Origin of the sequence: Pedobacter sp. AK013, from assembly GCF_014205835.1 — a bacterium.
Classification (GTDB): Bacteria; Bacteroidota; Bacteroidia; order Sphingobacteriales; family Sphingobacteriaceae; genus Pedobacter.
The window spans coordinates 45,122-68,441 of sequence record NZ_JACHCQ010000034.1 but is presented as its reverse complement, the minus strand read 5'-3'; the positions used below and the strand labels follow the sequence as shown (position 1 = coordinate 68,441).

Annotated in this window: 21 protein-coding genes; 11 read left to right on the top strand and 10 right to left on the bottom strand. The window is 37.9% G+C overall.

Going from position 1 to position 23,320, the window contains the following annotated elements; translation table 11 throughout:
• Positions 1-75 precede the first annotated feature (75 nt).
• Positions 76-744: a chitinase gene (locus HDC90_RS20345; RefSeq protein WP_184469649.1), complete on the top strand. Its 669-nt coding sequence runs from the start codon at positions 76-78 to the stop codon at positions 742-744.
• A gap of 151 nt (positions 745-895) precedes the next feature.
• Here HDC90_RS20345 and HDC90_RS20340 read toward each other — a convergent pair whose 3' ends face one another.
• From HDC90_RS20340 to HDC90_RS20300, 9 genes are all read right to left on the bottom strand, one after another.
• Positions 896-1,414 carry a thioredoxin domain-containing protein gene (locus HDC90_RS20340; RefSeq protein WP_184469647.1) on the bottom strand — a complete coding sequence of 173 codons (519 nt, stop codon included), beginning with the start codon at positions 1,412-1,414 and terminating at the stop codon, positions 896-898.
• Positions 1,415-1,417: 3 nt separating this feature from the next.
• Positions 1,418-1,879: a redoxin domain-containing protein gene (locus tag HDC90_RS20335; RefSeq protein ID WP_184469645.1), complete on the bottom strand. Its 462-nt coding sequence runs from the start codon at positions 1,877-1,879 to the stop codon at positions 1,418-1,420.
• A gap of 68 nt (positions 1,880-1,947) precedes the next feature.
• Positions 1,948-2,865 carry a DUF58 domain-containing protein gene (locus HDC90_RS20330; protein WP_184469643.1) on the bottom strand — a complete coding sequence of 306 codons (918 nt, stop codon included), beginning with the start codon at positions 2,863-2,865 and terminating at the stop codon, positions 1,948-1,950.
• Positions 2,866-3,072: 207 nt separating this feature from the next.
• Positions 3,073-3,591: a hypothetical protein gene (locus HDC90_RS20325; protein WP_184469641.1), complete on the bottom strand. Its 519-nt coding sequence runs from the start codon at positions 3,589-3,591 to the stop codon at positions 3,073-3,075.
• Between the two features lie 76 nt (positions 3,592-3,667).
• Positions 3,668-4,222: a M15 family metallopeptidase gene (locus HDC90_RS20320; RefSeq protein ID WP_221451902.1), complete on the bottom strand. Its 555-nt coding sequence runs from the start codon at positions 4,220-4,222 to the stop codon at positions 3,668-3,670.
• Between the two features lie 580 nt (positions 4,223-4,802).
• Positions 4,803-6,020 carry a PQQ-dependent sugar dehydrogenase gene (locus tag HDC90_RS20315; protein WP_184469639.1) on the bottom strand — a complete coding sequence of 406 codons (1,218 nt, stop codon included), beginning with the start codon at positions 6,018-6,020 and terminating at the stop codon, positions 4,803-4,805.
• Positions 6,021-6,147: 127 nt separating this feature from the next.
• Entirely contained in the window at positions 6,148-6,468 is a 321-nt protein-coding gene (trxA, locus tag HDC90_RS20310) for a thioredoxin (RefSeq protein ID WP_039482143.1), read from the bottom strand.
• Between the two features lie 150 nt (positions 6,469-6,618).
• Positions 6,619-11,052, bottom strand: coding sequence for a DNA polymerase III subunit alpha (gene dnaE / locus HDC90_RS20305; protein WP_184469637.1), 4,434 nt, complete (start codon positions 11,050-11,052; stop codon positions 6,619-6,621).
• A gap of 184 nt (positions 11,053-11,236) precedes the next feature.
• Positions 11,237-11,389: a hypothetical protein gene (locus HDC90_RS20300; protein ID WP_184469635.1), complete on the bottom strand. Its 153-nt coding sequence runs from the start codon at positions 11,387-11,389 to the stop codon at positions 11,237-11,239.
• 148 nt (positions 11,390-11,537) lie between these two features.
• Here HDC90_RS20300 and mdh point away from each other — a divergent pair, with 148 nt between their 5' ends.
• The 10 genes from mdh (at position 11,538) to HDC90_RS20250 (ending at position 20,791) form a co-directional block, all read left to right on the top strand.
• Positions 11,538-12,476 carry a malate dehydrogenase gene (gene mdh / locus HDC90_RS20295; RefSeq protein ID WP_184469633.1) on the top strand — a complete coding sequence of 313 codons (939 nt, stop codon included), beginning with the start codon at positions 11,538-11,540 and terminating at the stop codon, positions 12,474-12,476.
• A 166-nt stretch (positions 12,477-12,642) separates the two neighbouring features.
• Complete coding sequence (locus tag HDC90_RS20290; RefSeq protein WP_221451901.1) at positions 12,643-13,449, top strand: AraC family transcriptional regulator; 807 nt, start codon at positions 12,643-12,645, stop codon at positions 13,447-13,449.
• A gap of 69 nt (positions 13,450-13,518) precedes the next feature.
• On the top strand, positions 13,519-15,324 hold the full coding sequence (locus HDC90_RS20285; RefSeq protein ID WP_184469631.1) for a S41 family peptidase: 1,806 nt from the start codon (positions 13,519-13,521) through the stop codon (positions 15,322-15,324).
• Between the two features lie 58 nt (positions 15,325-15,382).
• Positions 15,383-15,808 carry an aspartyl protease family protein gene (locus tag HDC90_RS20280; RefSeq protein WP_184469629.1) on the top strand — a complete coding sequence of 142 codons (426 nt, stop codon included), beginning with the start codon at positions 15,383-15,385 and terminating at the stop codon, positions 15,806-15,808.
• 7 nt (positions 15,809-15,815) lie between these two features.
• On the top strand, positions 15,816-16,211 hold the full coding sequence (locus HDC90_RS20275; protein WP_184469627.1) for a group III truncated hemoglobin: 396 nt from the start codon (positions 15,816-15,818) through the stop codon (positions 16,209-16,211).
• 64 nt (positions 16,212-16,275) lie between these two features.
• Positions 16,276-16,812 (top strand): SRPBCC family protein, encoded by a 537-nt coding sequence (locus tag HDC90_RS20270; protein ID WP_184469624.1) that lies wholly within the window; start codon positions 16,276-16,278, stop codon positions 16,810-16,812.
• Positions 16,813-17,078: 266 nt separating this feature from the next.
• On the top strand, positions 17,079-17,756 hold the full coding sequence (locus HDC90_RS20265; RefSeq protein WP_184469622.1) for a response regulator transcription factor: 678 nt from the start codon (positions 17,079-17,081) through the stop codon (positions 17,754-17,756).
• The gene (locus HDC90_RS20260) at positions 17,757-19,109 is read left to right on the top strand and encodes a cell wall metabolism sensor histidine kinase WalK (RefSeq protein ID WP_184469619.1); all 1,353 of its coding nucleotides are present in this window, start codon (positions 17,757-17,759) and stop codon (positions 19,107-19,109) included. It begins immediately after the preceding gene.
• A 233-nt stretch (positions 19,110-19,342) separates the two neighbouring features.
• Positions 19,343-19,840 carry a hypothetical protein gene (locus tag HDC90_RS20255; protein WP_184469617.1) on the top strand — a complete coding sequence of 166 codons (498 nt, stop codon included), beginning with the start codon at positions 19,343-19,345 and terminating at the stop codon, positions 19,838-19,840.
• A 24-nt stretch (positions 19,841-19,864) separates the two neighbouring features.
• Positions 19,865-20,791 carry a bestrophin family protein gene (locus HDC90_RS20250; RefSeq protein ID WP_167293298.1) on the top strand — a complete coding sequence of 309 codons (927 nt, stop codon included), beginning with the start codon at positions 19,865-19,867 and terminating at the stop codon, positions 20,789-20,791.
• A 166-nt stretch (positions 20,792-20,957) separates the two neighbouring features.
• Here HDC90_RS20250 and gyrB read toward each other — a convergent pair whose 3' ends face one another.
• Positions 20,958-22,916 carry a DNA topoisomerase (ATP-hydrolyzing) subunit B gene (gene gyrB / locus HDC90_RS20245; protein WP_184469615.1) on the bottom strand — a complete coding sequence of 653 codons (1,959 nt, stop codon included), beginning with the start codon at positions 22,914-22,916 and terminating at the stop codon, positions 20,958-20,960.
• Positions 22,917-23,320: the final 404 nt, after the last annotated feature.

Here is a 23,320-nt window from a genome sequence, read left to right as displayed (position 1 = left end):
AGATCAAAGCTTTTAGGGCAACCTCAAGAGGTGTAAGGGATATTAAATTCTTCTTATTCAGATTGTCGAAAATATATGCTTAAAACATCCCCCCCAACTTTTCCGCTTGATCCTTTAAATATCGATTATGCCGATTTCTGCGCATCAAAAGATATCAGCGTAAACAAAAAAGAACTTGCGGCAATGTTCGCTCATATCGCGCACGAAACCCGTAACGGAATTAACAATAGATATAATGATGGTTTAATGCTTAACCATGAATTGGATACCAATGCCAATTATACAGTTGCCAATGTAACTTATCCTGCCGTCACGGGTAAAAAATATTATGGCCGAGGCCCCATTCAGTTAAGTTACAATAGTAATTATGGTTTTGCATCTGATTGTTTATTTGGTAATAAGAATATTTTACTTAAAAACCCGAATATGGTTAGCACTAATGCCATAACTGCCTTTGAAACCGCAATTTATTTCTGGATGACGCCACAGGGAGCAAAACCATCTCCTCATGATGTAATTACCAATAAATGGAAACCATCTGCTTCGGAACTGCAAAAAGGATATAAAGCCGGTTTCGGCATGACAATTAATATTGTAAACGGCGCTTTAGAATGTAATAAAGGAACCGAAATGCCTGCAATGAAAGATAGAATTGGCTTTTACCAGTATTTTTTAAAAAAGTTTAATGTAACTGATGCCGATTGTTATTGCGATTGTGCGAAAATGGAGCCATTTCCGGGATAAGAAATTGGGTTTATTAATATTAAGGCTGCTATATTGTCCCGATTTTCTAATCGGGATTAGCAATTCTCATGTTATTAAGGCTAAAATAAATTAGATACCTACTGGGTCAGGGTGGTGAACACCTAGACCCTAATTTTTCAGAATCCCCAATTTATTCCGCACTTTCTTTAAGCATCTGATAAAGGTCTGTTGCACCTCCATCAAATTTAGTTCCGTTTACATAAAATGATGGCGTTCCGTTTACACCGCTCCGTACACCGCTATCAAAATCATCTTCTATTTTTCGTTTGATTTCTTCTGAGCTGCTGTCTTGCTGGAACTGTTCCAGGTCTAAACCTATCGTTTCGGCCAATTCATCGAACAGCTCGCCATTTAAACGGTATTGATTTTCGTAGAGTGCATCGTGCATTTCCCAAAATTTATCTTGTAAACCTGCCGCTTCTGCAGCAATAGCCGCCGGAAAAGCAAATTCGTGGGCATTTGCCAAAGGGAAATGGCGGAAGATAAATCTGATCTGGTGGCCAAATGTCTCTTCAATTTCCTTCATAATCGGGTAGGCATTACCGCAATAAGGACATTGATAATCGCCAAATTCGACAATGGTTACACTGGCCGAATCATCGCCTTGAATATGATCTTGATCGTTTATTTCTGGTTTTAAAGTACTCATAACTTATTTTTTATTTAATTCCTCTAAGGCGTCTAAAATTCCGTCTGCACCAGGATTAACGGCTATTGGTGACAAATAACTCCAGGCAATTTTTCCATCTTTATCAATAACAAAAAGTGCCCTTTTGCTTTCTCCAAGTTCATCATCATACACCCCATAAGCTTTTGATACTGCACCTTTTGGTTCAAAATCTGCCAATAAGGGAAAATGCAGTTTTCTATTTTCTTCGAAGGCAAGGTGACACCACACGCTATCAACAGAAACGCCGAAGATCTGTGCGTCGTATTTACTAAAATATTTTAACATTTCGTTATAAAGTGCCATTTGGTCGCTGCATACCGGGCTCCAATCGGCAGGATAAAAAGCCAGGATTACATTTTTACCTTTAAAATCTTTAAGTTTTATTTTCTGATCAGGGGTAGCATTCAATTCGAAATCTGGTGCTGTTGCGCCTTTTTCTAACATATTAGGGAGTTTAAAGTTTAAATTTTTCTATTAAACAGTGCTGAACTGCTGTTGTTTGCAACAAAATTTTAACCCAATTTTTGCCGTTTAATTAAATAAGACTGAAGGATTGGGTAAAATCCCTCGTTTATATCGGCATCAATTAAGTCGATTTTATATTGGGCACATTTTAGCGCAATTTGCTGACGATAAGAGGAAATTGCGGCTGTATAATTTTCCTTTACCTGATTAGTGTGCACTTTAATCGTTTCTCCTGTTTCCATATCGATAAACTGGTATGGACGGTTCTCAAAATTGAACTCCACTTCCTTTGATTTATCCACCACGTTAAAAACCACTACTTCGTGCTTGTTGAATTTTAAATGCTGCAGGGCATCAAAAAAACCGTCTGTTTTATCGGTACTAGTCTGCGTATTAAATAAATCGCTGAAAATAATAACCAAAGAGCGTTTGTGAATTAATTCGGCAACCTGGTGTAAAGCTTCACTCAAGTTAGTCTGCGCATTTACCTTAGGTTTATGCAGCAGGTCTTCTAATTGTGTAAATAAATATTTCTGATGTACAGTGGTCGACTTTGCTGGCGAATTCAACAGTATTTCATCTGTAAATAAGCTTAACCCAAAGGCATCGCGCTGTTTCTTCAACAGGTACATTAATGAAGCAGTAGCCTGTATGGAGAAAATCAATTTGTTATTTTTAGGCTCTGGAAAGTACATTGATGAGGAAACATCAATCACAAACTGACAGCGTAAATTTGTTTCTTCTTCGAAACGTTTACTATAGAGTTTATCAGTTTTGGCGTATAATTTCCAGTCAATATTTTTAACATTATCGCCATTATTATACTGACGGTGCTCGGCAAATTCGACTGAAAAGCCATGAAATGGACTTTTATGCAATCCGGTAATAAAACCTTCTACCACTTGCTGGGCAAGCAATTCTAAATTACCATAGCTTGTTTCGTTTTCGTAGTTTACAGCCTGCATATGGTAAAGCTAATAAAAGATTTATTAAAAAACCTGTAAAAACCGATCAGGTTCTTAAACTTAATTAAATAGCGACAGCAAACTGTAAATTACAAACTGCAAACTGATTTGGCCGTTTCCCTAAGCTGCGCAAGGGTCGGACTTTACAGGGCTTCACTCTGGTACCGATGAAAAATTGGGACTGAACTCATTACCAAAATTCAAAACCTATTTTTCGTTTAAAATATCCATAACCTGTTTAAGTGCTTCTTTTATTTCAGTACGAGAGAGTACCAAGGAGGCATTGGGCTTTACCATAGCTTTAATCACCTTATCTTCAGCCAAATAATAACGTGTTTCTATTGTTTTTTTTATCTTAAAATCTTTTAGATACATAGGTTTATCATAAAAAAATTCTTTCTTGTATAAAAAAAATAATTTTTTGTTGTTAAAGTAATAATCTGTTTCAGCCTTTCCCGTTTCACCATAAAAGATACAATGTATCTTTTTAAGCACGCCTTTATTATAATAACCAATTACTTCGCCACCTTCTGCAGACATTCCGAAAGCATCTTTGGTTTTCTTTTTAAAAAATTTCAGTTGCTTATTGATTAATACAAAATCTGATTGGATTTTCTTGATTAATGCCGCACTATCTACAGCATTTCTAATTGGATTTTTATCAGCTGCAAAAATGTTATAGCTGCTACAAATAGCAACAAATAACAATATTAGAAGTCTCTTCATGCTATTTTTTATTTTTTAAATCTTTAATGCTTTTCCCAAAAGTCATCTGGAAGTGCGGATAGTCTTTAAAACCTTTCTAATTCCCTCCCCATTCAAATCCTACTTGTTCTCCAATTTTAACCACTTCTCTAGGCAAAATGCTCCAAACAGCCTGGCCTTCTTTAACAATTACCACATCCATTGCTAATGCATAATTATGATAACTTGAGCCTCCCTTTGCTTTAGTTACAATGTTACCTGGAGTTGTTCTTCCCTGATTGTATAGTGCGTTTTGCTCAGCAACGGTTCTTAACGCTTGTACAATCCTCAATTGTATACCAAGTTCTTCTTCAACTGTATTAATAAATTCTCTTGCGGGATTTTGCAACCTTCTATCCAAAGTTAAAATCCTTTTATTTGTTGTATCATCCCAAGTTGGCCTTAAATATATAGGTAACCCATTCTCAACAATTAATAGTAGAGACTTTGTTTTTTTGTTAAATTTTATACGCTTTTTTCTACTACAAAATATGCCCGAATCAAGAAAATAATAATCTATATCTGTTCCACCTTTAGTGGATTTTTTTTCGACAATATAATTTCTATGAATAGTATCATAATTAAAGTTATTGAAGAACTGGGATATGAGCATGAATTAAAGCCTTGAAATGATTTAAAAGGATCATAAAAGGAAAATAAGATACCTGCATTCCTTTTTTCTTTTAAAGAATATTCCATCATTATGTTATTAATGTTTTGATAACTAATTATTAAATCACAATAAAATAATAGGGAATAATAAATTTACAGCAATTAGAATGCCATAATTACATCAGAGGTACGTCTATAAGCAGCTTTAACACAAATGAGGTTTTTAAATAGTATCTGGTTTCTAATTTGATGATGGGTTGCAACACTCCCGCCCCCTGCTTCTGCCGATGAAGCCGTGAAACAAGCAAGCACGCCGTACAATAATAAAAATAAGTGCTAACTCGGCATCCCGCCATGGTCGGGTTTAGGTGGCACCGACTATGCTGCTGTCCCTTGTAAATAAACCCGATAGTAGTGAGCATCCTGATCCTTCATCAGGATAAAACGGAGCGGGACTGAAAGTCCTGATGAAAAACAGCCTCCCATTCCCCCCAAAAAAAATCCCGAACTCAAAAGAATTCGGGATTAATATTTTAAAAAACCTATCAATTTATTCGAAATCTGATAGGTTTAAAAACTAATTATTTCTTCGCTATCCTATATAAATGTCCGTTATCGGTTACCGAATAAAGTGCTCCATCTTTGCCCTCCACCATATCGCGGAAACGTTCGCCTTTACCTTCCAGTAAACGCTCTTCGCCAACAATTTTGTCATCTTTTATCACCAATCGGATAATATGCGAACCACTTAAACCACCTACAAATAAATTGCCTTTCCACTCGGCTATGCTGTTACTGTTATAAAAAGCTATACAACCAGGCGAAATACTTGGGTTCCAGTAATAAACCGGTTGTTCCATACCTTCTTTCTGTGTAATACCATCTCCAACTTTTTTTCCACTGTATTCTGTTCCGTAGGTAATAATCGGCCAACCATAATTTTTGCCCGGTTTAATAATGTTCACCTCATCGCCACCTTTCGGCCCAAATTCGGCTTCCCATAAATCTCCGGTTGTGGGATTAATGGCTAAACCATCCGGATTACGGAGTCCATAAGCATAAATTTCAGGTCGGGCATCGGCTTTACCTGCAAATGGCCCATTGGCAACTGCTTTTCCATCAGTAGTAAGATGCAGAATTTTCCCTAGCGAAGAATTTAAGTACTGCGCCTGTATTCTGATATCATTTCCCGAACGTTCACCTGTACTTACAAATAAATTACCATTTTTATCGAAAACAATTCTCGATCCGTACTGCAGTTTACCGCCATAAGCTGGCGTAGCGCGGTAAATAATGGTTTGGTTTTCTATGGTAGTTTCATTAGCCGCTAGTTTACCTTTGGCAATGGCCAATAAAACACCTTTATCTTGTGGCTCTGAATAAGCCCAATAAATCATCCTATTTTTTGCAAAGTTCGGGTCTAAGGTTACATCTAATAAACCACCCTGGCCTGAAGGATCTACCTTCGGTAAACCGATTATTTTTTTGCTTAATTTACCATCTGGCGTAAGGATTACCATGGTACCCTGCTTTTGTGTAATTAGGAAACCACCATTCGGAAGAACTGAAATGGCCCACGGATTTTCTAACTTTTCATTAATAATCTTGATATCCAGAGGGGTTTTGGTCTTTACGCCTGCAATTCGGGTCTGCCCGGCAAATGCCGGCTTATAATCCGCAGATGGTTCATTAGTTTCAACAGGATTCTGCGCCGATACACATGCAATATTTGCACAGTTTAGTGTTATACCTGCCAATAAAATACCCAAAGTTTTACTGTTAAATAAGTTAATAGACATGATTGTGAGTTTTTTATTAAAGAAACAAAATTATGTTTGCAATAAAAAACCCAAATCCATCAAATGAACTTGGGTTTTAAATATGTTACAAGCCCTTGGGCTTTGCTATTTTTGTTTTAAGCTTAAACTAAGCCAATTGCTTGTTTAATTTTTCTGCCAATACTGATTTTGGAACAGCACCAACTTGTTTGTCAACAACTTCACCACCTTTAAAGTATAATAAAGCTGGGATGTTACGGATACCAAACTGCATTGAAATTTGAGGGTTGTTATCAACATTTACTTTTCCAACTACCGCTTTGCCATCATATTCTTTTGCGATTTCTTCTACTACCGGACCAACCATGCGACAAGGGCCACACCATTCTGCCCAAAAATCTACTAATACGGGTTTATCTGATTTTAATACAAGCTCCTCGAAGTTTGCATCTGTGATTTCTAATGCCATAATTATTTTTTTTATGTTCAAATATATGTATTCAATTGTAATGCCAACCCATCTGTAATGTCAATTTGACATTATTTTGAGGTAGAAGGTATAAAGGTCGAGGGTGGAAGGTTTTGGGCGCCTAAGCCTTTAAGCCTTCTACCTTCACCCTTAGTTCAGCTTGTAATTAACAACATTGAGCCCTAGTAATTGTTCCAAAAACTTATTGCTTGGATTTATTTTAAGATTTTTGGAAGGCATATCCAGCATAATCTCTTTTTCCCGATCAAAAACAGCGAAGTTAAGTTGGCAGTTCTGCTGCTCAGAATTTGCCTTATTGTCTGCTAATATAGCTTCAATCTCGCGCATCAGTTGATCGTTAACCCGTTCAATTGGTACTTGGATAGTTAAACTTTTCGCCAATTTATCCCTCAGTTCAGACATTAAATTAATGGCGGTGATTTTAAATTCCCAATCGCCGGCTTTACCAAAACGCTCACCAACCCGGCCTCTAATCTGTAAAAAATATCCTTCGGTTAAAAACGATTTAAACTTTAGAAAATCTTCACCAAACAAGGCCATTTCACTTGCATCGTCATAATCTTCGAAAACAAAAGTACCAAATGGCTTACCCGTTTTGGTAATCCTTTGCGATGCCGTAACTACGAGTCCGCCTACACAAAGCTCGCGGTTTTTTAATTTTTCGAATTCGGCCAATATATCCTCGTTGCTATCGCCCATGCGCACCTTATTAATGATACTCAGCTGTTTAACACCATGTGTACAGAATTTATCGAGCTCGAGTTTATAATTATCTAAAGGGTGGCCAGATAGAAAAATCCCAATAGCATCTTTTTCGTATTTTAACCTATCCATTAATGCCCATTCTGGCGCAACTGGCAAACTTGGTTCTAAAATGAGGTCAGCTTTAGAGCCGCCAAACAAAGAAGCTTGTGAGGTACTTTCATTGTTTTGAAAATCGTTGGCATATTTAATAATCTTTTCAATGCCGTTCATTTTATCGTTCGGACCGATATAAAAATACTGTGCCCTATGACCTCCAAATGCATCGAAAGCACCACTATATACAAAACTTTCGTAAGCTTTTTTATTTACAATGCGTGTGTTGGATCGCTTGGCGAAATCGTACACATTAATATAAGGGCCATTTGCCGATCTTTCTTCAATAATACTTTCTACGGCCTTTTCACCAACACCTTTTACTGCCGACATACCGAAACGGACTTCGCCCTTGGCATTTACCGAAAATTTAAGATCGGATTCGTTAACATCAGGCCCTAGTACGGTAACACTCATTTGGCGGCACTCTTCCATGAAGAAAGCCACCTGTTTAATATCGCTCATGTTATTGGATAGTACTGCAGCCATATATTCGGCAGGGTAATGTGCTTTTAGGTATGCGGTTTGATAGGCAATCCATGCATAACAGGTAGAGTGCGATTTGTTGAAAGCATAGGATGCAAATGCTTCCCAATCTTTCCATATTTTTTCCAAAGTTGCAGCATCGTGACCTTTTTCGGCCGCTTGTTTCACAAACTTCGGCTTCATTTTATCTAGAACTTCTTTCTGCTTCTTACCCATTGCCTTACGCAGTACGTCGGCCTCACCTTTGGTAAATCCGGCCAGTTTCTGCGATAAAAGCATTACCTGCTCCTGGTAAACGGTAATTCCGTAAGTTTCTTTCAAATACTCTTCGCAGGCATCTAAATCGTACTTAATTTCTTCTTCGCCATTTTTACGGCGAACGAAACTTGGAATGTACTCCATTGGTCCTGGGCGATATAATGCGTTCATCGCAATTAAATCGTCAAAAACCGTTGGTTTTAGCTCCTTCATATATTTCTGCATACCCGGACTCTCGTACTGAAAAATCCCGATGGTTTCACCACGCTGGAAAAGTTCATAGGTCAGGGCATCATCAATAGGGAAATTATCTGGATCAAGATCGATACCAAACCTTTTTTTAACCAGTTTTACGGTATCCTTTATTAGGGTAAGGGTTTTTAAACCCAAAAAGTCCATCTTCAATAAACCCGCGCTTTCTACAACGGAGTTATCAAACTGGGTAACATATAAATCAGAATCTTTGGCTACTGATACCGGAACAAAATTGGTAATATCGCTCGGTGTAATAATAACCCCGCAGGCGTGGATACCTGTGTTACGCAACGACCCCTCTAAAACCTGTGCCTGCTGAATGGTTTCGGCACTTAAATCTTTCTGGCTACCGAGGTTTTTAAGTTCTACAACTTTCTCATATTCATCAGGCCGCAAAGCATCTTTTAAGCTTTTTTCGTCAAGGTTAAAGATTTTAGCCAGCTTCATGTTCGGAATGAGCTTGGCAATTTTATCGGCCTCAAACAATGGCAAATCTAACACACGTGCCGTATCGCGGATAGACGATTTGGCGGCCATGGTGCCATAAGTAATAATCTGTGCTACCTGGTTGGCGCCATATTTATTAATTACATAGTCCATTACCCTGCCACGACCCTCATCATCAAAATCGATATCAATATCGGGCATGGATACACGATCCGGATTTAAGAAACGCTCGAACAGGAGATCGTATTTAATCGGGTCAATGTTGGTAATCCCGAGGCAATAAGCAACAGCAGAACCTGCCGCCGACCCCCTGCCTGGACCAACCGATACATCGAGGTTTCGCGCTTCCGCGATAAAATCCTGTACAATCAGGAAATAACCCGGGTAACCGGTTTTTTCGATCGTTGCCAGCTCGAAATCCAAACGTTCGATAACATCATCCGTTAATGTTCCGTATCGGCGCTTAGCACCTTCGTAGGTTAAATGTCTTAAAAACTTGTTTTCACCACGTTTTCCACCATCGGCTTCATCCTCGGCAACCAAAAATTCATCAGGAATATCGAATTTTGGTAAGAGTACCTCGCGGGCAAGTTTGTAAATTTCAACCTTATCCAAAATTTCCTGAATATTCAAAATTGCCTCGGGCAAATCAGCAAAAAGCGCCTTCATTTCATCGGCCGATTTGAAATAGTATTCTTGGTTTGGCAATCCATAACGGTATCCACGACCGCGACCAATCGGTGTGGCTTGTTTTTCACCGTCTTTTACACAAAGTAAAATGTCGTGCGCATTGGCATCCTTTTTATTAATGTAATAAGTATTATTGGTGGCCACCAGTTTAACGGCATGTTTATTGGCCAGGGCAATCAAAGTTTCGTTTACACGGTTTTCATCTTCCTGGTTATGGCGCATTACCTCTATGTAAAAATCATCACCAAATTGGGCTTTCCACCAAAGTAAAGCTTCTTCTGCCTGATTTTCGCCGAGATTTAATATTTTATTCGAAATCTCTCCGGAAAGGTTTCCGGAAAGGACAATAATATCTTCTTTGTACTGTTCAATTACCTGCCTATCAATACGTGGAACGTAATAAAAACCTTTGGTATAGGCAATAGACGACATTTTAGCCAGGTTATGATAGCCTTTTTTATTTTTCGCCAACAGTACCATCTGGTAACCATTATCTTTTGCTGTCCGGTCTAAGTGGTTGCCACAAACAAAAAATTCAACTCCAACAATAGGTGTCATTACCACCTCTGTTGGCCGCTCGCCCGCTTCAATTGCGGCAGCATTTTTTGCTTCGGCAGCTTTGTTATGGTTTAAAACATGATTTACAAAGTGAAAAGCCCCCATCATGTTCGCATGATCGGTCATGGCTACCGCTGGCATTTTTTGTGCTGCCGCAGCTTTTACCAGATCTGGGATACTAATGGTACTCTGCAATACCGAAAATTGGGTATGGTTGTGCAAATGCACAAAAGTAGCTGCTGCAAGCTCTTGTTTATTATCTGCAAGTGTTTGTTTAGAAATTCCGCCGCCTTCCGTTTTTTGCTGGCGTTTGCGGATTTCATCAGAAGCAGCTTTTAAATTAATGTGTTTTAAACCAACACCTTCAATAGTAGCTGGATTTACCTCCCTAAAACGAGGAAAATATTCTACATCAACCTGTAATTCTTCTTTTTTAAAGACCTCTCTTTTTACCAATTCTAAGAAACAACGTGTAGTTGCTTCCACATCGGCAGTTGCGTTGTGGGCTTCGTTAAAAGGAACACCAAACAAATAAGAGTGTAACTCGGTTAAGGTTGGCAGTTTAAATCTTCCACCCCTACCTCCTGGCAATTGTAAAAGTTGGGCGGTAACTTCGGTACAGGTATCCAAAACAGGCATTTCTGCTAAACGGTTGGCGACCCCAAAACGGTGAAACTCACAGCCCATGATGTTCACATCGAAACCAACATTTTGCCCTACGATAAACTTTGCCTTATTTAAAACCTCGTTAAATTTAGCCAGCATTTCGTCGAAACTGATACCTTGTTCAGCTGCCAGTTCAGTAGAAATACCATGTATCCGTTCTGCATCGTACGGAATATTAAACCCCTCTGGTTTAACCAGATAATCCTGATGTTCAACCAATCTCCCCATCTCATCATGCAATTGCCAGGCAATCTGTATACAACGCGGCCAATTATCCGTATCGGTAATGGGTGCATTATAATTACGTGGCAAACCAGTGGTTTCGGTATCAAAAATTAAGTACATATTGTGCAGTAAAGAATTAACCGTTTCAGAATAATAACGGTTCTTCAAAAATAAGGAATTTGAGGGTTGAAGTTGTCAGGATTTTATCAACAAAAATATGGCAGTCAAACCTCTCAAGCTTTTTTAAACATTAATCCCGGATTCATTAAAAAAGATTCTTCGCTGGGCTCTGAATGACAAAAACTTAAAAATGATAAAAATATTCTTGACTCACCAGCTCACTCCCCTCATATTCTTTCTGCCTGCACCTTTCAATAATACGCACCAAATAAATCTGCTTCCATTTAAGTTCGCTACCATAATAAAGATCTATATTAGAAATGGCTTTGTTTTTCATAATTTCTTAGAACAAAAAACCACTGTTCAATCTCTATTAAGTAAACGCAGGTTTAAATTATAAAGTTTTGAAAAGGATTTTTAAACCTTATATTTATTTCTACCTTCGATTAGGATTTAACGATACGCAAACCATTAAAATAAAATATATGAAAGTAACGGTTGTTGGCGCAGGCGCAGTTGGTGCCACTTGTGCAGATAATATTGCCCGCAAAGAATTAGCGAACGAACTTGTATTATTGGATATTAAAGAGGGTTTTGCCGAAGGTAAAGCGATTGACATGATGCAAACCGCAACCCTTTTAGGTTTCGACACCAAAATTATCGGTGTAACGGGCGATTACAGCAAAACTGCTGGTTCGGATGTGGTAGTAATTACGTCAGGATTGCCCCGCAAACCGGGTATGACCCGCGAAGAACTAATCGGTATTAATGCTGGCATTGTTAAGGGCGTTGCCGAAAATATTTTAAAATTCTCTCCAGAGGCGATCATTATCGTGATCAGCAATCCAATGGATACCATGACTTATTTAGCCCTGAAATCTTTAGGCCTACCAAAAAACCGCATTATAGGTATGGGTGGCACTTTAGATAGCTCGCGCTTTAAGTTCTATTTATCGCAAGCTTTAAATTGCAATCCTAACGATCTACAAGGTTTTGTAATTGGCGGCCATGGCGATACCACCATGATTCCATTAATCCGTTTAGCTACCTACCAAAGTTTACCGGTAAGTAATTTATTGGATAAAGCTACGCTTGATAAAGTTGCGGCTGACACCATGGTTGGTGGCGCCACTTTAACTGGCCTGATCGGAACGTCGGCCTGGTATGCTCCAGGTGCAGCAGGCGCGGCATTGGTTGAAGCCATTTTGCGTGATGAGAAAAAATTATTTACCTGCTGTGTTTCTCTCGAAGGAGAATACGGGCAACAAGATATCTGCCTGGGCGTACCTGTAATTATAGGCCGCAGCGGCTGGGAAAAAATCATCGATTTTAAATTAACCGACAATGAGCAGGCCGCATTTAACAAAAGTGCCGATGCAGTAAGAAATATGAACAGTGTACTGGCAGAAATGAAGTTGGTTTAAAACATTTAATTGTCATTACTAACAAATGATCGTCATTTCGAGTGGAGTGCAGCTAAGTCAAGAACCCGAAGGCTCAACGAAGCTAAATCTATTTGGATAGAACTCTCCATTACGCTTCGCTCCAGTTGAGATGACGACTATCCTATTTAAATATTTGCTTCAAACATTGAATATCCAAGGTGTAAATAACATTTTGACTGATACGCACAACATCAGCACTTACCACAAAATACCCATTTTGGATGGACTGGAATTGTTAAACGCAAAAAAACACACTATTGACTTTCCCTTCCACACGCACAACACCTTTAATATTGCACTGATCTTAAATCAGACTTTTTATACCAAACTTAATGATAAGTTTTTGCAGGCACCGATCGGCACCTTATCTATTACCAATCCGCACGAAGTACATGCTACCCCCTGCGACAATAAGCTGGGCAACTCATTTTTTACATTCTACGTTTCACCCGACGTACTCAAAACCTTAAACAAAGGCTGCGATGTTTTTTTTGAGGATAAGATCATTTACGATCGTGACCTGGTTAACATTTTCTATTATTTGTCCAGGCACTTTAACAATCCAGAGGTTAATCTCGAAAAAGAGTTGCTAAATGCTTTAGAAAAACTGGTTGCACGTTATGCTTCAAGCATGTATTTCGAGTACAAGAAAACGGCACTGTTTCAAAGTTTCCTCAGTGAAGACCTGATGGAAAAATTTTCTTTAACAGATACTGCCAAGCGTTTTGGGTTGGATAAATATAAATTCCTGCGTTTATTTAAACATGAAACCGGTTTAACCCCCAATAATTATATCCTTTTAAAGCGGATCGAAAAATGCAAAAAGCTGATCACTAAAGAAACAGATCTAATGGAGGTTGCCATCGAAACAGGCTTTTATGATGTGGCACACCTGTCGAGGCATTTCAAAAGATTTACTGGGGTAACCCCTTCCGAATATAAAAGGGCCTAATCCAATTGCAATATCGTACAACGGCCTAAGGCTTTTAAGCTTTATTTTTGCTATCAAACTCAAACACAAATGAAAAAAGATAGCCTCATCATCCTAATTATTTTATTTTTCAGTCTCACACTACATGCGCAGGTAGGCAAAAAACTGATTCCCCTTAAAATAGATAGAACAACAGCAGATTTAACCATAAAACAGGGCGAAGAAACTTCGTTCAGCTTTCAGTTAAAAAAAGATTTTTACTATTCTATAACTGTTGAGCAAAAAGGAATAGATGTTACGGTAGCTTTAAAGGATCATAACGGCAGAACTATACAAGATGTAGATTCGCCAAATGGCAGGTTCGGCGCAGAAAAACTCGTTTTCTCGCCTGATAGCAGAGCCAGTTTCATTCTGACGGTTAAACCCTTGCCAGATACAAGCAATGCAAAAGAAGGCAATTATTCGGTTGTGGTACAAAGTCCACCAAAAAATATTAAACAATTGAGCTACAAAGCCCTTGAACAAGATTTTGATATCCTGAAAAATGCTTTTATAGAAACACATGTTGGCCTGTGGTACAATACCTATGCGCAATTTGATAGTCTATGCAAGGCGCAAAAAAGCAAGATAAAAGATAAAATGACTGCTTTGGATTTTTATCAGATTGTTGCCCCCGTGGTTACCTATACCAAAGAGGGCCATAGTGCAATCCAGCCTTCCGATGAAACGAGTAATTATATCAGGCAGAATGGTAAGTATTTTCCTTTTTTAGTAAAGATTTTGGATAAAAAGGTTTATATCATCAATGATCTGGACAATTACAAAACCAAGGGAATGATGATCTCTAAAATCAATGGAAATAGCATCGAAAGCATCATGAATCAGTTTCTAGCAATAGAACCTGCCGATGGTTATAACACCACAAGTAAATATCGTTGGATAGAAACAGCTTTCTCCAAATATTACCTACGTTTCTTCGAACAGCAACCCAGTGCGTTTGATATCGAACTGATTAATCCTAAAACCAGCGAAAAGATTAACTACAACCAGATACCAACATTAAGCTTTAAGGAATATGGAAAATTCGTATCAAAAGAAACAAAATCTATCCCCAATTACAACTATAAAGAACCGGCGGCATTAAAGATAGATACGCTCAACAGCACGGCCACACTAACGGTAAATACATTTTCTACCAATAGTTACAAAGATGGCAGAAAGGGTTTTAAAGAATTTCTGGCAAAGGGTTTCCAAAACATTTCTGACCATAAAATAAAACATCTGATTATAGATATCAGGAAAAACGAGGGCGGTGCGCAGGCTATGGAAGACCACCTGATGTCGTACCTGGTCGAAAAAGAATATTCCAAATATAAGTACGCTGAAATTCCATCCTTCACCTATTCGTTTTTGGACTATACAGCGTATCGTGATAAAAAATCGCAGGATGATTTTGAAAAAGAGTTAAAAGCCGAATTTTACCACAGCCACGATGGGCGGTATTTGGATATCCCTGGAAAATACAAAAGCGATACCCCCCAGACAAACCGTTTTAAAGGTGATATATACATCCTTATCGGTGGTTTATCTTTTTCAGGAGGTTCGGAGTTTGCCGCTTTAGCAAAAAATTATACCAATGCACGTTTTATAGGCGAAGAAACGGGCGGCGGATATTATGGCAACACCAGTGGTTTTTTCATCCACTATACTTTGCCCAATTCCAAATTAACCGGCCGCATCCCGCTCATTAAATTTGTTGTTGATGAAAAACAAAACAATATTCTCTTTGGTCACGGTGTAATGCCTGATGACGAAGTACAACCTAAAATTGAAGAATATTTAAGCGGCTACGATACAGAAATGGAATTTGTAAAAACCCTGATTAAAAACAAATAACGAACATCTGACATGGTTTTCGGGTAAATTAGCCTAATTTAGGTCGATAATATTTGTTATGAAAGCCATTTCCATCCCGCTAAGACTGATAAACTTACAAGACGACGGCTTCCACCTTTTAGTGGAAGTTGTTATTTTTAAAGAAAAACATTTTGCCGTTTTAGACACTGGCGCCTCAAGAAGTGTATTCGATAAATCTTTGATTGAGCAACACCTGTCAGAGACCCTGCAAGTATCTGACGAAATTAACGCAGCCACTCTTTTTACCACCACCACTACCATCCAGGCCACAATTCCTGAATTAAAAATAGGTTCGTTAAAGATCAAAAACTACGAAACCGTGGCTTTCGATCTGCAATCGGTTAGCGAAACCTACCAACAGTTTGGCCACCCAACTATTATGGGCATTATTGGTGGAGATATCTTAATGCAGTATAAAGCCGTTATTAATTATGATAAAATGGTTTTAAAACTTTATAGATAATCTCAGCATGAAAAGCGATATTAGTGATAGGAACGATATTATTGTTTTAGTGGATGCATTTTATAAAAATGTTGCGCTTAACGAACAGATAGGTCCAATATTTACCGATATTGCCAAAGTAGACTGGTCGCATCATCTTCCAAAAATGTACGATTTCTGGGAAAGTATTCTTTTCGGAAAAGCAATTTATAAAGGAAATCCGATGCTTAGCCATTTTGCCCTGAATGAACAGATACCCTTGCAAACTGAAGCCTTCAACACCTGGAAAAAACTATTTTTCCAAACTGTAGATGATCTTTTTGTGGGAGCTAATTCAGATTTGATTAAACAAAAAGCACAATCTATTGCAGATTTGATGCACTTTAAAATAAATTTACCACAATCGAAGATTAAAATTGTTTAAGTTTTTTTACTTTGATTTAAACTGCTTTCTTTATAAATTTAGTTAACCAAACTAAAATCAAATCATGAAATTCCTCAAAATCTTACTTGGCGTTATTGTCGTGTTGGCAATAATCATTGTTGTAGGCGGCTTCTTCTTGCCAAAAAGTTATACAGTAAGCAGGTCTACTGTAATCAATGCTCCAGACAGCACCATTTACAAAAACGTTGTAGACTTTAAGGAGTTCTACAAATGGAATCCTTGGGCAAAAATGGAACCTTCAGCAAAAAGCACTTACGGGGGTGTTGCAGGTGAGCCAGGCCATATATACGAATGGAAAGGTAAAGAGACTGGAAGTGGTTATATGAAAATAAAAAGTGTAACACCTAACAAACAGGTAGATATTGAACTAAAATTTATCGAACCTTTTGAAAGTTTAGCAGATACCAAATTCGATATACAGCCAGAAGGAAATAGCAATAAGGTAACCTGGACAATGAGTGGAGAAAATAACCTGATCAGTAAATGGATGTGTGTATTTGTAAGCATGGATAAAATGATTGGTAAAGACTTTGAAGACGGACTAAAATTCTTGAAAGAAAAATCCGAAAAAGGGATCTAGAATATGGTATCAGTTTAAGCATTGTCGAAAGATTTGCCAAGAGATACTGAAGCACGAAGTACAATTGCATTGTCATTCTGAGCGCAGCGAAGAATCTTTAAAGTTGATGATGGCATAAAAAAACCTCTCGTTTGAGAGGTTTTTTTATGCTTCAATTTCAATAAGCTCAAACAATTGTGTCGGTTTTACGTTAAAAAAGTATTAAAACCAGCTAACCATCAATTAATATTTTGTAATTCCCTATTTTTTAGATTACTTGCCGGTAAATGAATTTATTACTTGTAGAAGATGAACCGAGCGTTGTATCTGTAATTTCGAGGGGTTTAACCGACGAGGGATTTACCGTGAGTATTTCCCCAGATGGTTTAATCGGAAAACAGATGGCCTTAGAAAATCAATTCGACCTGATTATTCTCGATATCATGCTACCTGGAATAAATGGATTGGAGCTTTGCAAAATTATTAAAGAACAAAAGCCAAATACCCCCATTATTATGCTTACGGCTTTGGGTACTACCGAAAATGTGGTGAACGGACTGGATAATGGTGCCGATGATTATTTAATAAAGCCATTCAAATTTGCTGAGCTTTTTGCGAGGATCAGAATGCTATTGAGACGATACCGTGGCATGGCTTCGCAAGATCAGATTATTTCTGTAGCAGACCTACAGATTAATTTAAGCGCAAAAACGGTAAAACGAAACCAACAGGAAATTGTACTTACTGCAACAGAATATCGGCTAATCGAATACATGGCCAAAAACAAATCTAAAATTTTATCCCGGATAGATATTTTAGAAAATGTTTGGGATATCGATTTTAACCTTGGCACCAACGTGGTTGATGTTTATGTTAATTATCTCCGCAAAAAAATAGATAAAAATGCCGATCAAAAACTCATCCATACTGCAGTAGGCTTAGGATATATATTAAAGGAAAAATAAATGGAGATAGCAAAGAAAATCACTTTACTTTTCGCCATTTTATCGGCAATTATTATCTCTTTATTAAGTGGTTTTGTTTGGTTTTTTTCTAACGACTTTGCCTTTGAAGATTTTTATAAACGCCTAGAGGCCAGGGTTAATATTGCTGCCCAGATTAAACTCTACGAAGATGGTAACAATAAGGTTTACGCAAAAATGCGAAATCAATACCTGGAGCGATTGCCTTCTGAGCAGGAGTATATTATCGAGGCTGGCAAAACACCAGGTAAGGTTGACCGCGAATTACCGTCTACTTTTTATGATCGTATTAAGGCAGGCTATATGGCCCGTTATAGAGTCGAAAACCATTTCTACGCAGGAAAATACTTTAAAAATAACGATAATGGATATATAGTAATTGTTTCTGCAAATGATCCATTTGGTTTTCGAGAGTTAAAAGATCTTCAAAGAATCTTGATAATTGGTTTTTTTCTTTCAGTTATTTTATCTTTTGTTGTTGGCTGGAAGTTCTCCAATTACATGTTAATGCCATTAAGAAATATAATTAAAAGCGTAAAAAAAATAAAAGCAGAAAATTTACATTTAAGGTTGGATGTAAAACAAGGTAACGATGAGATGTCGCAATTAGCCCAAACCTTTAATAACATGCTTAACCGCTTAGAAACAGCATTCGAAACACAGAATAACTTCATCAGTAATGCTTCACATGAATTGAGAACACCATTAACCATTATTAGTGCTGAGGTTGAACTGGCGATGAAAACCATCGAGGATACAGCAAAACAGGAAAAAGCTTTAGCAAAAATTAAAGATGAGGCAGAAAGATTAGAACATATCTTAACCAGTTTACTGGGCCTGGCACAATCTGGCTTTAACGGAAAAAACCAACCCTGGGAAGAGGTACGGATGGACGAACTGTTGTGGGAAATTAAAGAATCGGTTAACCAGGTACACCCTAACAGTAAAATAGAAATCGACTTTACCAAACTTCCTGATGATGAAGAATTACTAACACTAAGGGCAAACAAAAACCTAATGAAACTTGCCATCAGTAATATTGTAAACAATGCCTGTAAATACTCAAATGAGAATCTGGTAAACATTAGTATCGAAAGCAATGCCAACATGCTTTCGATTGCGGTAACGGATAAAGGAATTGGGATACCGCAAACAGATATACAGCATATATTTGAACCTTTTTATCGTGCATCTAACACCAATGATTTTAAGGGTTATGGTGTTGGCTTACCGCTTTCACTAAATATCATCCGTTTGCACCGAGGTAGTATTGCTATTAAATCGCAAGAAGGAGTTGGTTCAGAGATAAAGGTTTTATTGCCTACTAAAGTTTAATCGGTTAATTGTTTGAACCGGTTAATTGTAAAATCAATTCCAACAATTTATCAATCTGGCAATTTGTATCTTATTTTTAGTTAACCGATTGAACAATTTATGCAGTTAACCAGCCACTACTCCAAAAAAGAGTATATTCTAATCTCATTCTAATCTCTCTCTTATTTTGCTGTAATAACATCACGCTAAACTTGTATAAATAATTTTTCAATTCATTTAAACAAGATATAGCGATGAAAACAGTATTAGTACCAACCGATTTTAAATTAGAAAGCATTAAAATTATTGATGCGCTTGTTCAACATCAAAAAAATGAAAGTTTAAACATTATTTTTGTACATGCCTTTAAATTATCAGATTCGATAACTGATATGTTAATGCTGAGTCGCCGCAGCCGCGATTACGAAAATGTTAGCGACGAATTTTATCAGCAAATAAATCAAGCCAAGGCAAAGTACCCTACACAGATCAATACTATTGGGATCGAATATTTTTACGGAAGTACAGTAGCGGCTTTCAAAAACTTTATCGAAGCTTTTGATATAGAACGTATTGCCTACTTAAAAGAATACAATTTTACACCAATCAACAAATATAGCATAGACCCTAAAATACTGACAGAACGCGCAGGCTGTGAAATAATTCAATTAAATACATTAACTATTCATGCTAGTGAAAATTTAATTGACACCAAAATACACGAAACACAATTGCAAGAAACCAACGCTTAATTATCACACTTAAAACTTTATATCATGCTGTTACGAAATAATATTCCGCTCACTTATATATTCGGAAAGATCAAAAAAGAACTCCTGTTTGTTATTGGTTACTCCATAGGTATTGTGGTACTGTATGAAAACTTTCATGTTACACGAATTTCCATTCCTGTTGCTGTACCAGCTTTACTAGGAACCATCATTTCGCTTCTATTGGCATTTCGGTCTAACCAGGCCTACGATAGATGGTGGGAAGCCAGAATTCTTTGGGGTGCCATAGTTAATGATTCGAGAACCCTCTCTCGCCAGATATTATCATTCGTTGAAAATCCTTATGGTTTAGACGAAATTGAGGAATTTAAGGCCAGGTTTGTGAAAAGACAAATTGCCTGGTGTTATGCCTTAAGTCAATCATTGCGCGGTTTTAATCCACGAAAAGGCTTGGAAGAATACCTTTCTGCAGAAGAAGTGGCCTTCATTAAGAAACGCAAAAATGTAACCGCCACTATATTGGAGTTACATGCCATGGATTTAAAAAGGGCACTACAGGAAGGTTGGATCAATAAATACCAGCAGATAGAAATAGACAAAACGATAACAGGTTTATGTAACCACATGGGGGGATCGGAAAGAATTAAAAACACCGTTTTTCCGGTTACTTATAGCAAATATATTAACATGTCTATCCATTTGTTCATCGTATTACTGCCATTTGGTTTAATCGAATACTTCGGTTATATGGAAGTCCCATTAGTGGTTGCTATTGCCGCATTCTTTTTATTGGTAGAAAAAATGGCCGTCCATCTTCAGGATCCCTTTGAGAATAAACCCACGGACACCCCAACTACCACAATTTGCCGAACTATTGAACGCGATCTTTGCCAGATGTTAGACGATAATAAAATATACGAGGACAAACCTCAGACAGAATTGGCTCCGGTAGGATCATATTACATCCTGTAATAACCTCCAAAGCCTAAAAATAAATCTCATTGCGAGATGGTTAGTTAAGGGCAATGGCTTTCTCTTTGGATAAAGAGCAGCCATTTGCAATAGTGTATAACACAAAAGCCATTCAATTTTTTTGAATGGCTTTGTTTTGTAGTCAGATTTTAAGCTTCGGCTCAACTTAAGCATCAATTTTTGCATATTTTGCATTACGCTCAATAAATTCTCTGCGCGGAGCAACTTCATCGCCCATTAACATCGAGAAAGTATGATCACATTCTGCTGCACTTTCGATTGTAGCCTGCATTAAGGTACGTGTAGCAGGATTTAATGTAGTATCCCAAAGTTGCTCAGCATTCATCTCACCCAAACCTTTGTAACGTTGGATGTGTACGCTATCTTCTTTACCCGCACCTTTTAAACGTTGTACAGCCGCATCACGTTGTACATCATTCCAGCAGTACTCGAATTCTTTACCTTTTTTAACCTGATAAAGTGGTGGAGATGCAATGTAAACATATCCAGCTTCGATCAAGGCCCTCATGTAACGGTAGAAGAATGTTAAAATCAACGTGGTAATGTGCGACCCGTCGATATCGGCATCCGTCATAATTACAATTTTATGGTAACGGAGTTTAGTTAAATTTAAAGCTTTATTGTCTTCTGGTGTACCAATACTAACTCCAATAGCGGTAAACATATTTTTGATCTCATCGTTTTCATAGATCTTATGCTCCATCGCTTTCTCAACGTTCAAAATTTTACCTTTTAGCGGTAAAATCGCCTGGATGTTACGATCACGGCCCTGTTTAGCGGTACCACCCGCAGAATCACCCTCAACCAGGAAAATTTCACATCTTTCTGGATCGCTATCTGAGCAATCGGCTAATTTACCAGGTAAACCCGAACCACCCATCACACTTTTACGCTGTACCATTTCGCGTGCTTTACGCGCCGCAGCACGTGCAGTTGCGGCTAAGATTACCTTATTGATAATCATTTTGGCTTCTTTAGGGTTTTCTTCAAGGTAGTTACCCAGAGCCTCTCCTACCGCAACATCAACAGACCCCATAACCTCACTGTTTCCAAGTTTGGTTTTGGTCTGTCCCTCAAATTGTGGCTCTTGCACTTTTACCGAAACAACTGCAGTTAAACCTTCCCTGAAGTCATCACCGGTGATTTCCATTTTTACGTTCTTTAATAAACCTTCCTTATCGGCATAATTTTTTAAAGTACGGGTTAATCCCCTACGGAAACCAGCTATATGCGTACCCCCTTCGTGGGTATTGATGTTATTTACGTAAGAATGAACATTTTCAGCATAACTGTCGTTGTACTGGAAAGCCAACTCAACCGGAATACCATTTTTGATCCCCTCGATATAAATCGGCTCTGCTAAAATTGAAGTACGGGTATCATCCAAAAAGGCAACAAACTCTTTTAAACCACCTTCTGAATGAAAAGTTTCTGAAAAGAAAGTGCCATCATCAAGTTTTTCACGCTCATCGGTCAACGTTAATTTAATCCCTTTATTCAAGAAAGATAGTTCACGCAAGCGGCCAGCCAAAGTATCATATTTATACTCAGTAGTTTGGGTAAAAATGGTTGCATCAGGACTAAAAGTTACAATGGTACCGCGTTTATCGGTTTCGCCCACTTCTTTAACATCGTATAAAGGTTTACCGATGTTATATTCCTGCATCCAGATTTTACCCTCACGGTGAACCTCGGCTTTTAAATGTGTAGATAGGGCGTTAACGCAGCTTACCCCCACACCGTGCAAACCTCCAGATACTTTGTAGGTATCTTTATCGAATTTACCACCCGCATGTAAAACCGTCATTACGATTTCAAGTGCCGATTTATTTTCTTTTGTATTAATCCCAGTCGGAATACCACGGCCATTATCCTCAACCCTGATGGAGTTACCTTCTAAAATTCTAACGTCGATTGTATTTGCATGACCGGCTAAAGCCTCATCAATGGAGTTATCTACAACCTCGTAAACCAAGTGGTGCAAACCTTTTACACCAGTATCACCTATATACATTGAAGGGCGCTTACGCACCGCTTCTAAACCTTCTAAAACCTGTATATTATCTGCCGAATAATTTGACTTTAAATCCTGTTCTTCGCTCATATTTTAATTAAAAACAATAAGTATCAAAAATACGGAAATTTTGGCATTTAAACTAATATGTGGATAAGTTTTGGGCTGTTAAAAGATTGACATAAAAGCCACTCCTGTTGGATTTAAAGGGGTTTGAAAAGCAAAACCTCCGTTATAATGAATGCCGTCAGAAACGCTTTCTGATAACATAATTAAATTGATCAAAAAATCGTTCCCTAAGAACGTTTCATGTGTAGCCGGTTATACAACCAGCGTCTTCGTTCCATAGTAATGGTTCGTGTTCTGAAATCTGCTGTAGGCACCCTGCACCCCCAAATAGGAGCATCGGCCGCGCCATTTAAACCCGATGGCAGCGGGCACGCAGTAAAGCGGACAGCGGGAATAACAACCGTTTGGAATACAAACCTAGCTTT

Excerpts from the sequence above, each read along its gene's own strand:
- HDC90_RS20345 (WP_184469649.1), top strand. The coding sequence starts at position 76 with ATGCTTAAAACATCCCCCCCAACTTTTCCGCTTGATCCTTTAAATATC.
- HDC90_RS20340 (WP_184469647.1), bottom strand. The coding sequence starts at position 1,414 with ATGAGTACTTTAAAACCAGAAATAAACGATCAAGATCATATTCAAGGC.
- HDC90_RS20335 (WP_184469645.1), bottom strand. The coding sequence starts at position 1,879 with ATGTTAGAAAAAGGCGCAACAGCACCAGATTTCGAATTGAATGCTACC.
- HDC90_RS20330 (WP_184469643.1), bottom strand. The coding sequence starts at position 2,865 with ATGCAGGCTGTAAACTACGAAAACGAAACAAGCTATGGTAATTTAGAA.
- HDC90_RS20325 (WP_184469641.1), bottom strand. The coding sequence starts at position 3,591 with ATGAAGAGACTTCTAATATTGTTATTTGTTGCTATTTGTAGCAGCTAT.
- HDC90_RS20320 (WP_221451902.1), bottom strand. The coding sequence starts at position 4,222 with ATGCTCATATCCCAGTTCTTCAATAACTTTAATTATGATACTATTCAT.
- HDC90_RS20315 (WP_184469639.1), bottom strand. The coding sequence starts at position 6,020 with ATGTCTATTAACTTATTTAACAGTAAAACTTTGGGTATTTTATTGGCA.
- trxA (WP_039482143.1), bottom strand. The coding sequence starts at position 6,468 with ATGGCATTAGAAATCACAGATGCAAACTTCGAGGAGCTTGTATTAAAA.
- dnaE (WP_184469637.1), bottom strand. The coding sequence starts at position 11,052 with ATGTACTTAATTTTTGATACCGAAACCACTGGTTTGCCACGTAATTAT.
- HDC90_RS20300 (WP_184469635.1), bottom strand. The coding sequence starts at position 11,389 with ATGAAAAACAAAGCCATTTCTAATATAGATCTTTATTATGGTAGCGAA.
- mdh (WP_184469633.1), top strand. The coding sequence starts at position 11,538 with ATGAAAGTAACGGTTGTTGGCGCAGGCGCAGTTGGTGCCACTTGTGCA.
- HDC90_RS20285 (WP_184469631.1), top strand. The coding sequence starts at position 13,519 with ATGAAAAAAGATAGCCTCATCATCCTAATTATTTTATTTTTCAGTCTC.
- HDC90_RS20280 (WP_184469629.1), top strand. The coding sequence starts at position 15,383 with ATGAAAGCCATTTCCATCCCGCTAAGACTGATAAACTTACAAGACGAC.
- HDC90_RS20275 (WP_184469627.1), top strand. The coding sequence starts at position 15,816 with ATGAAAAGCGATATTAGTGATAGGAACGATATTATTGTTTTAGTGGAT.
- HDC90_RS20270 (WP_184469624.1), top strand. The coding sequence starts at position 16,276 with ATGAAATTCCTCAAAATCTTACTTGGCGTTATTGTCGTGTTGGCAATA.
- HDC90_RS20265 (WP_184469622.1), top strand. The coding sequence starts at position 17,079 with ATGAATTTATTACTTGTAGAAGATGAACCGAGCGTTGTATCTGTAATT.
- HDC90_RS20260 (WP_184469619.1), top strand. The coding sequence starts at position 17,757 with ATGGAGATAGCAAAGAAAATCACTTTACTTTTCGCCATTTTATCGGCA.
- HDC90_RS20255 (WP_184469617.1), top strand. The coding sequence starts at position 19,343 with ATGAAAACAGTATTAGTACCAACCGATTTTAAATTAGAAAGCATTAAA.
- HDC90_RS20250 (WP_167293298.1), top strand. The coding sequence starts at position 19,865 with ATGCTGTTACGAAATAATATTCCGCTCACTTATATATTCGGAAAGATC.
- gyrB (WP_184469615.1), bottom strand. The coding sequence starts at position 22,916 with ATGAGCGAAGAACAGGATTTAAAGTCAAATTATTCGGCAGATAATATA.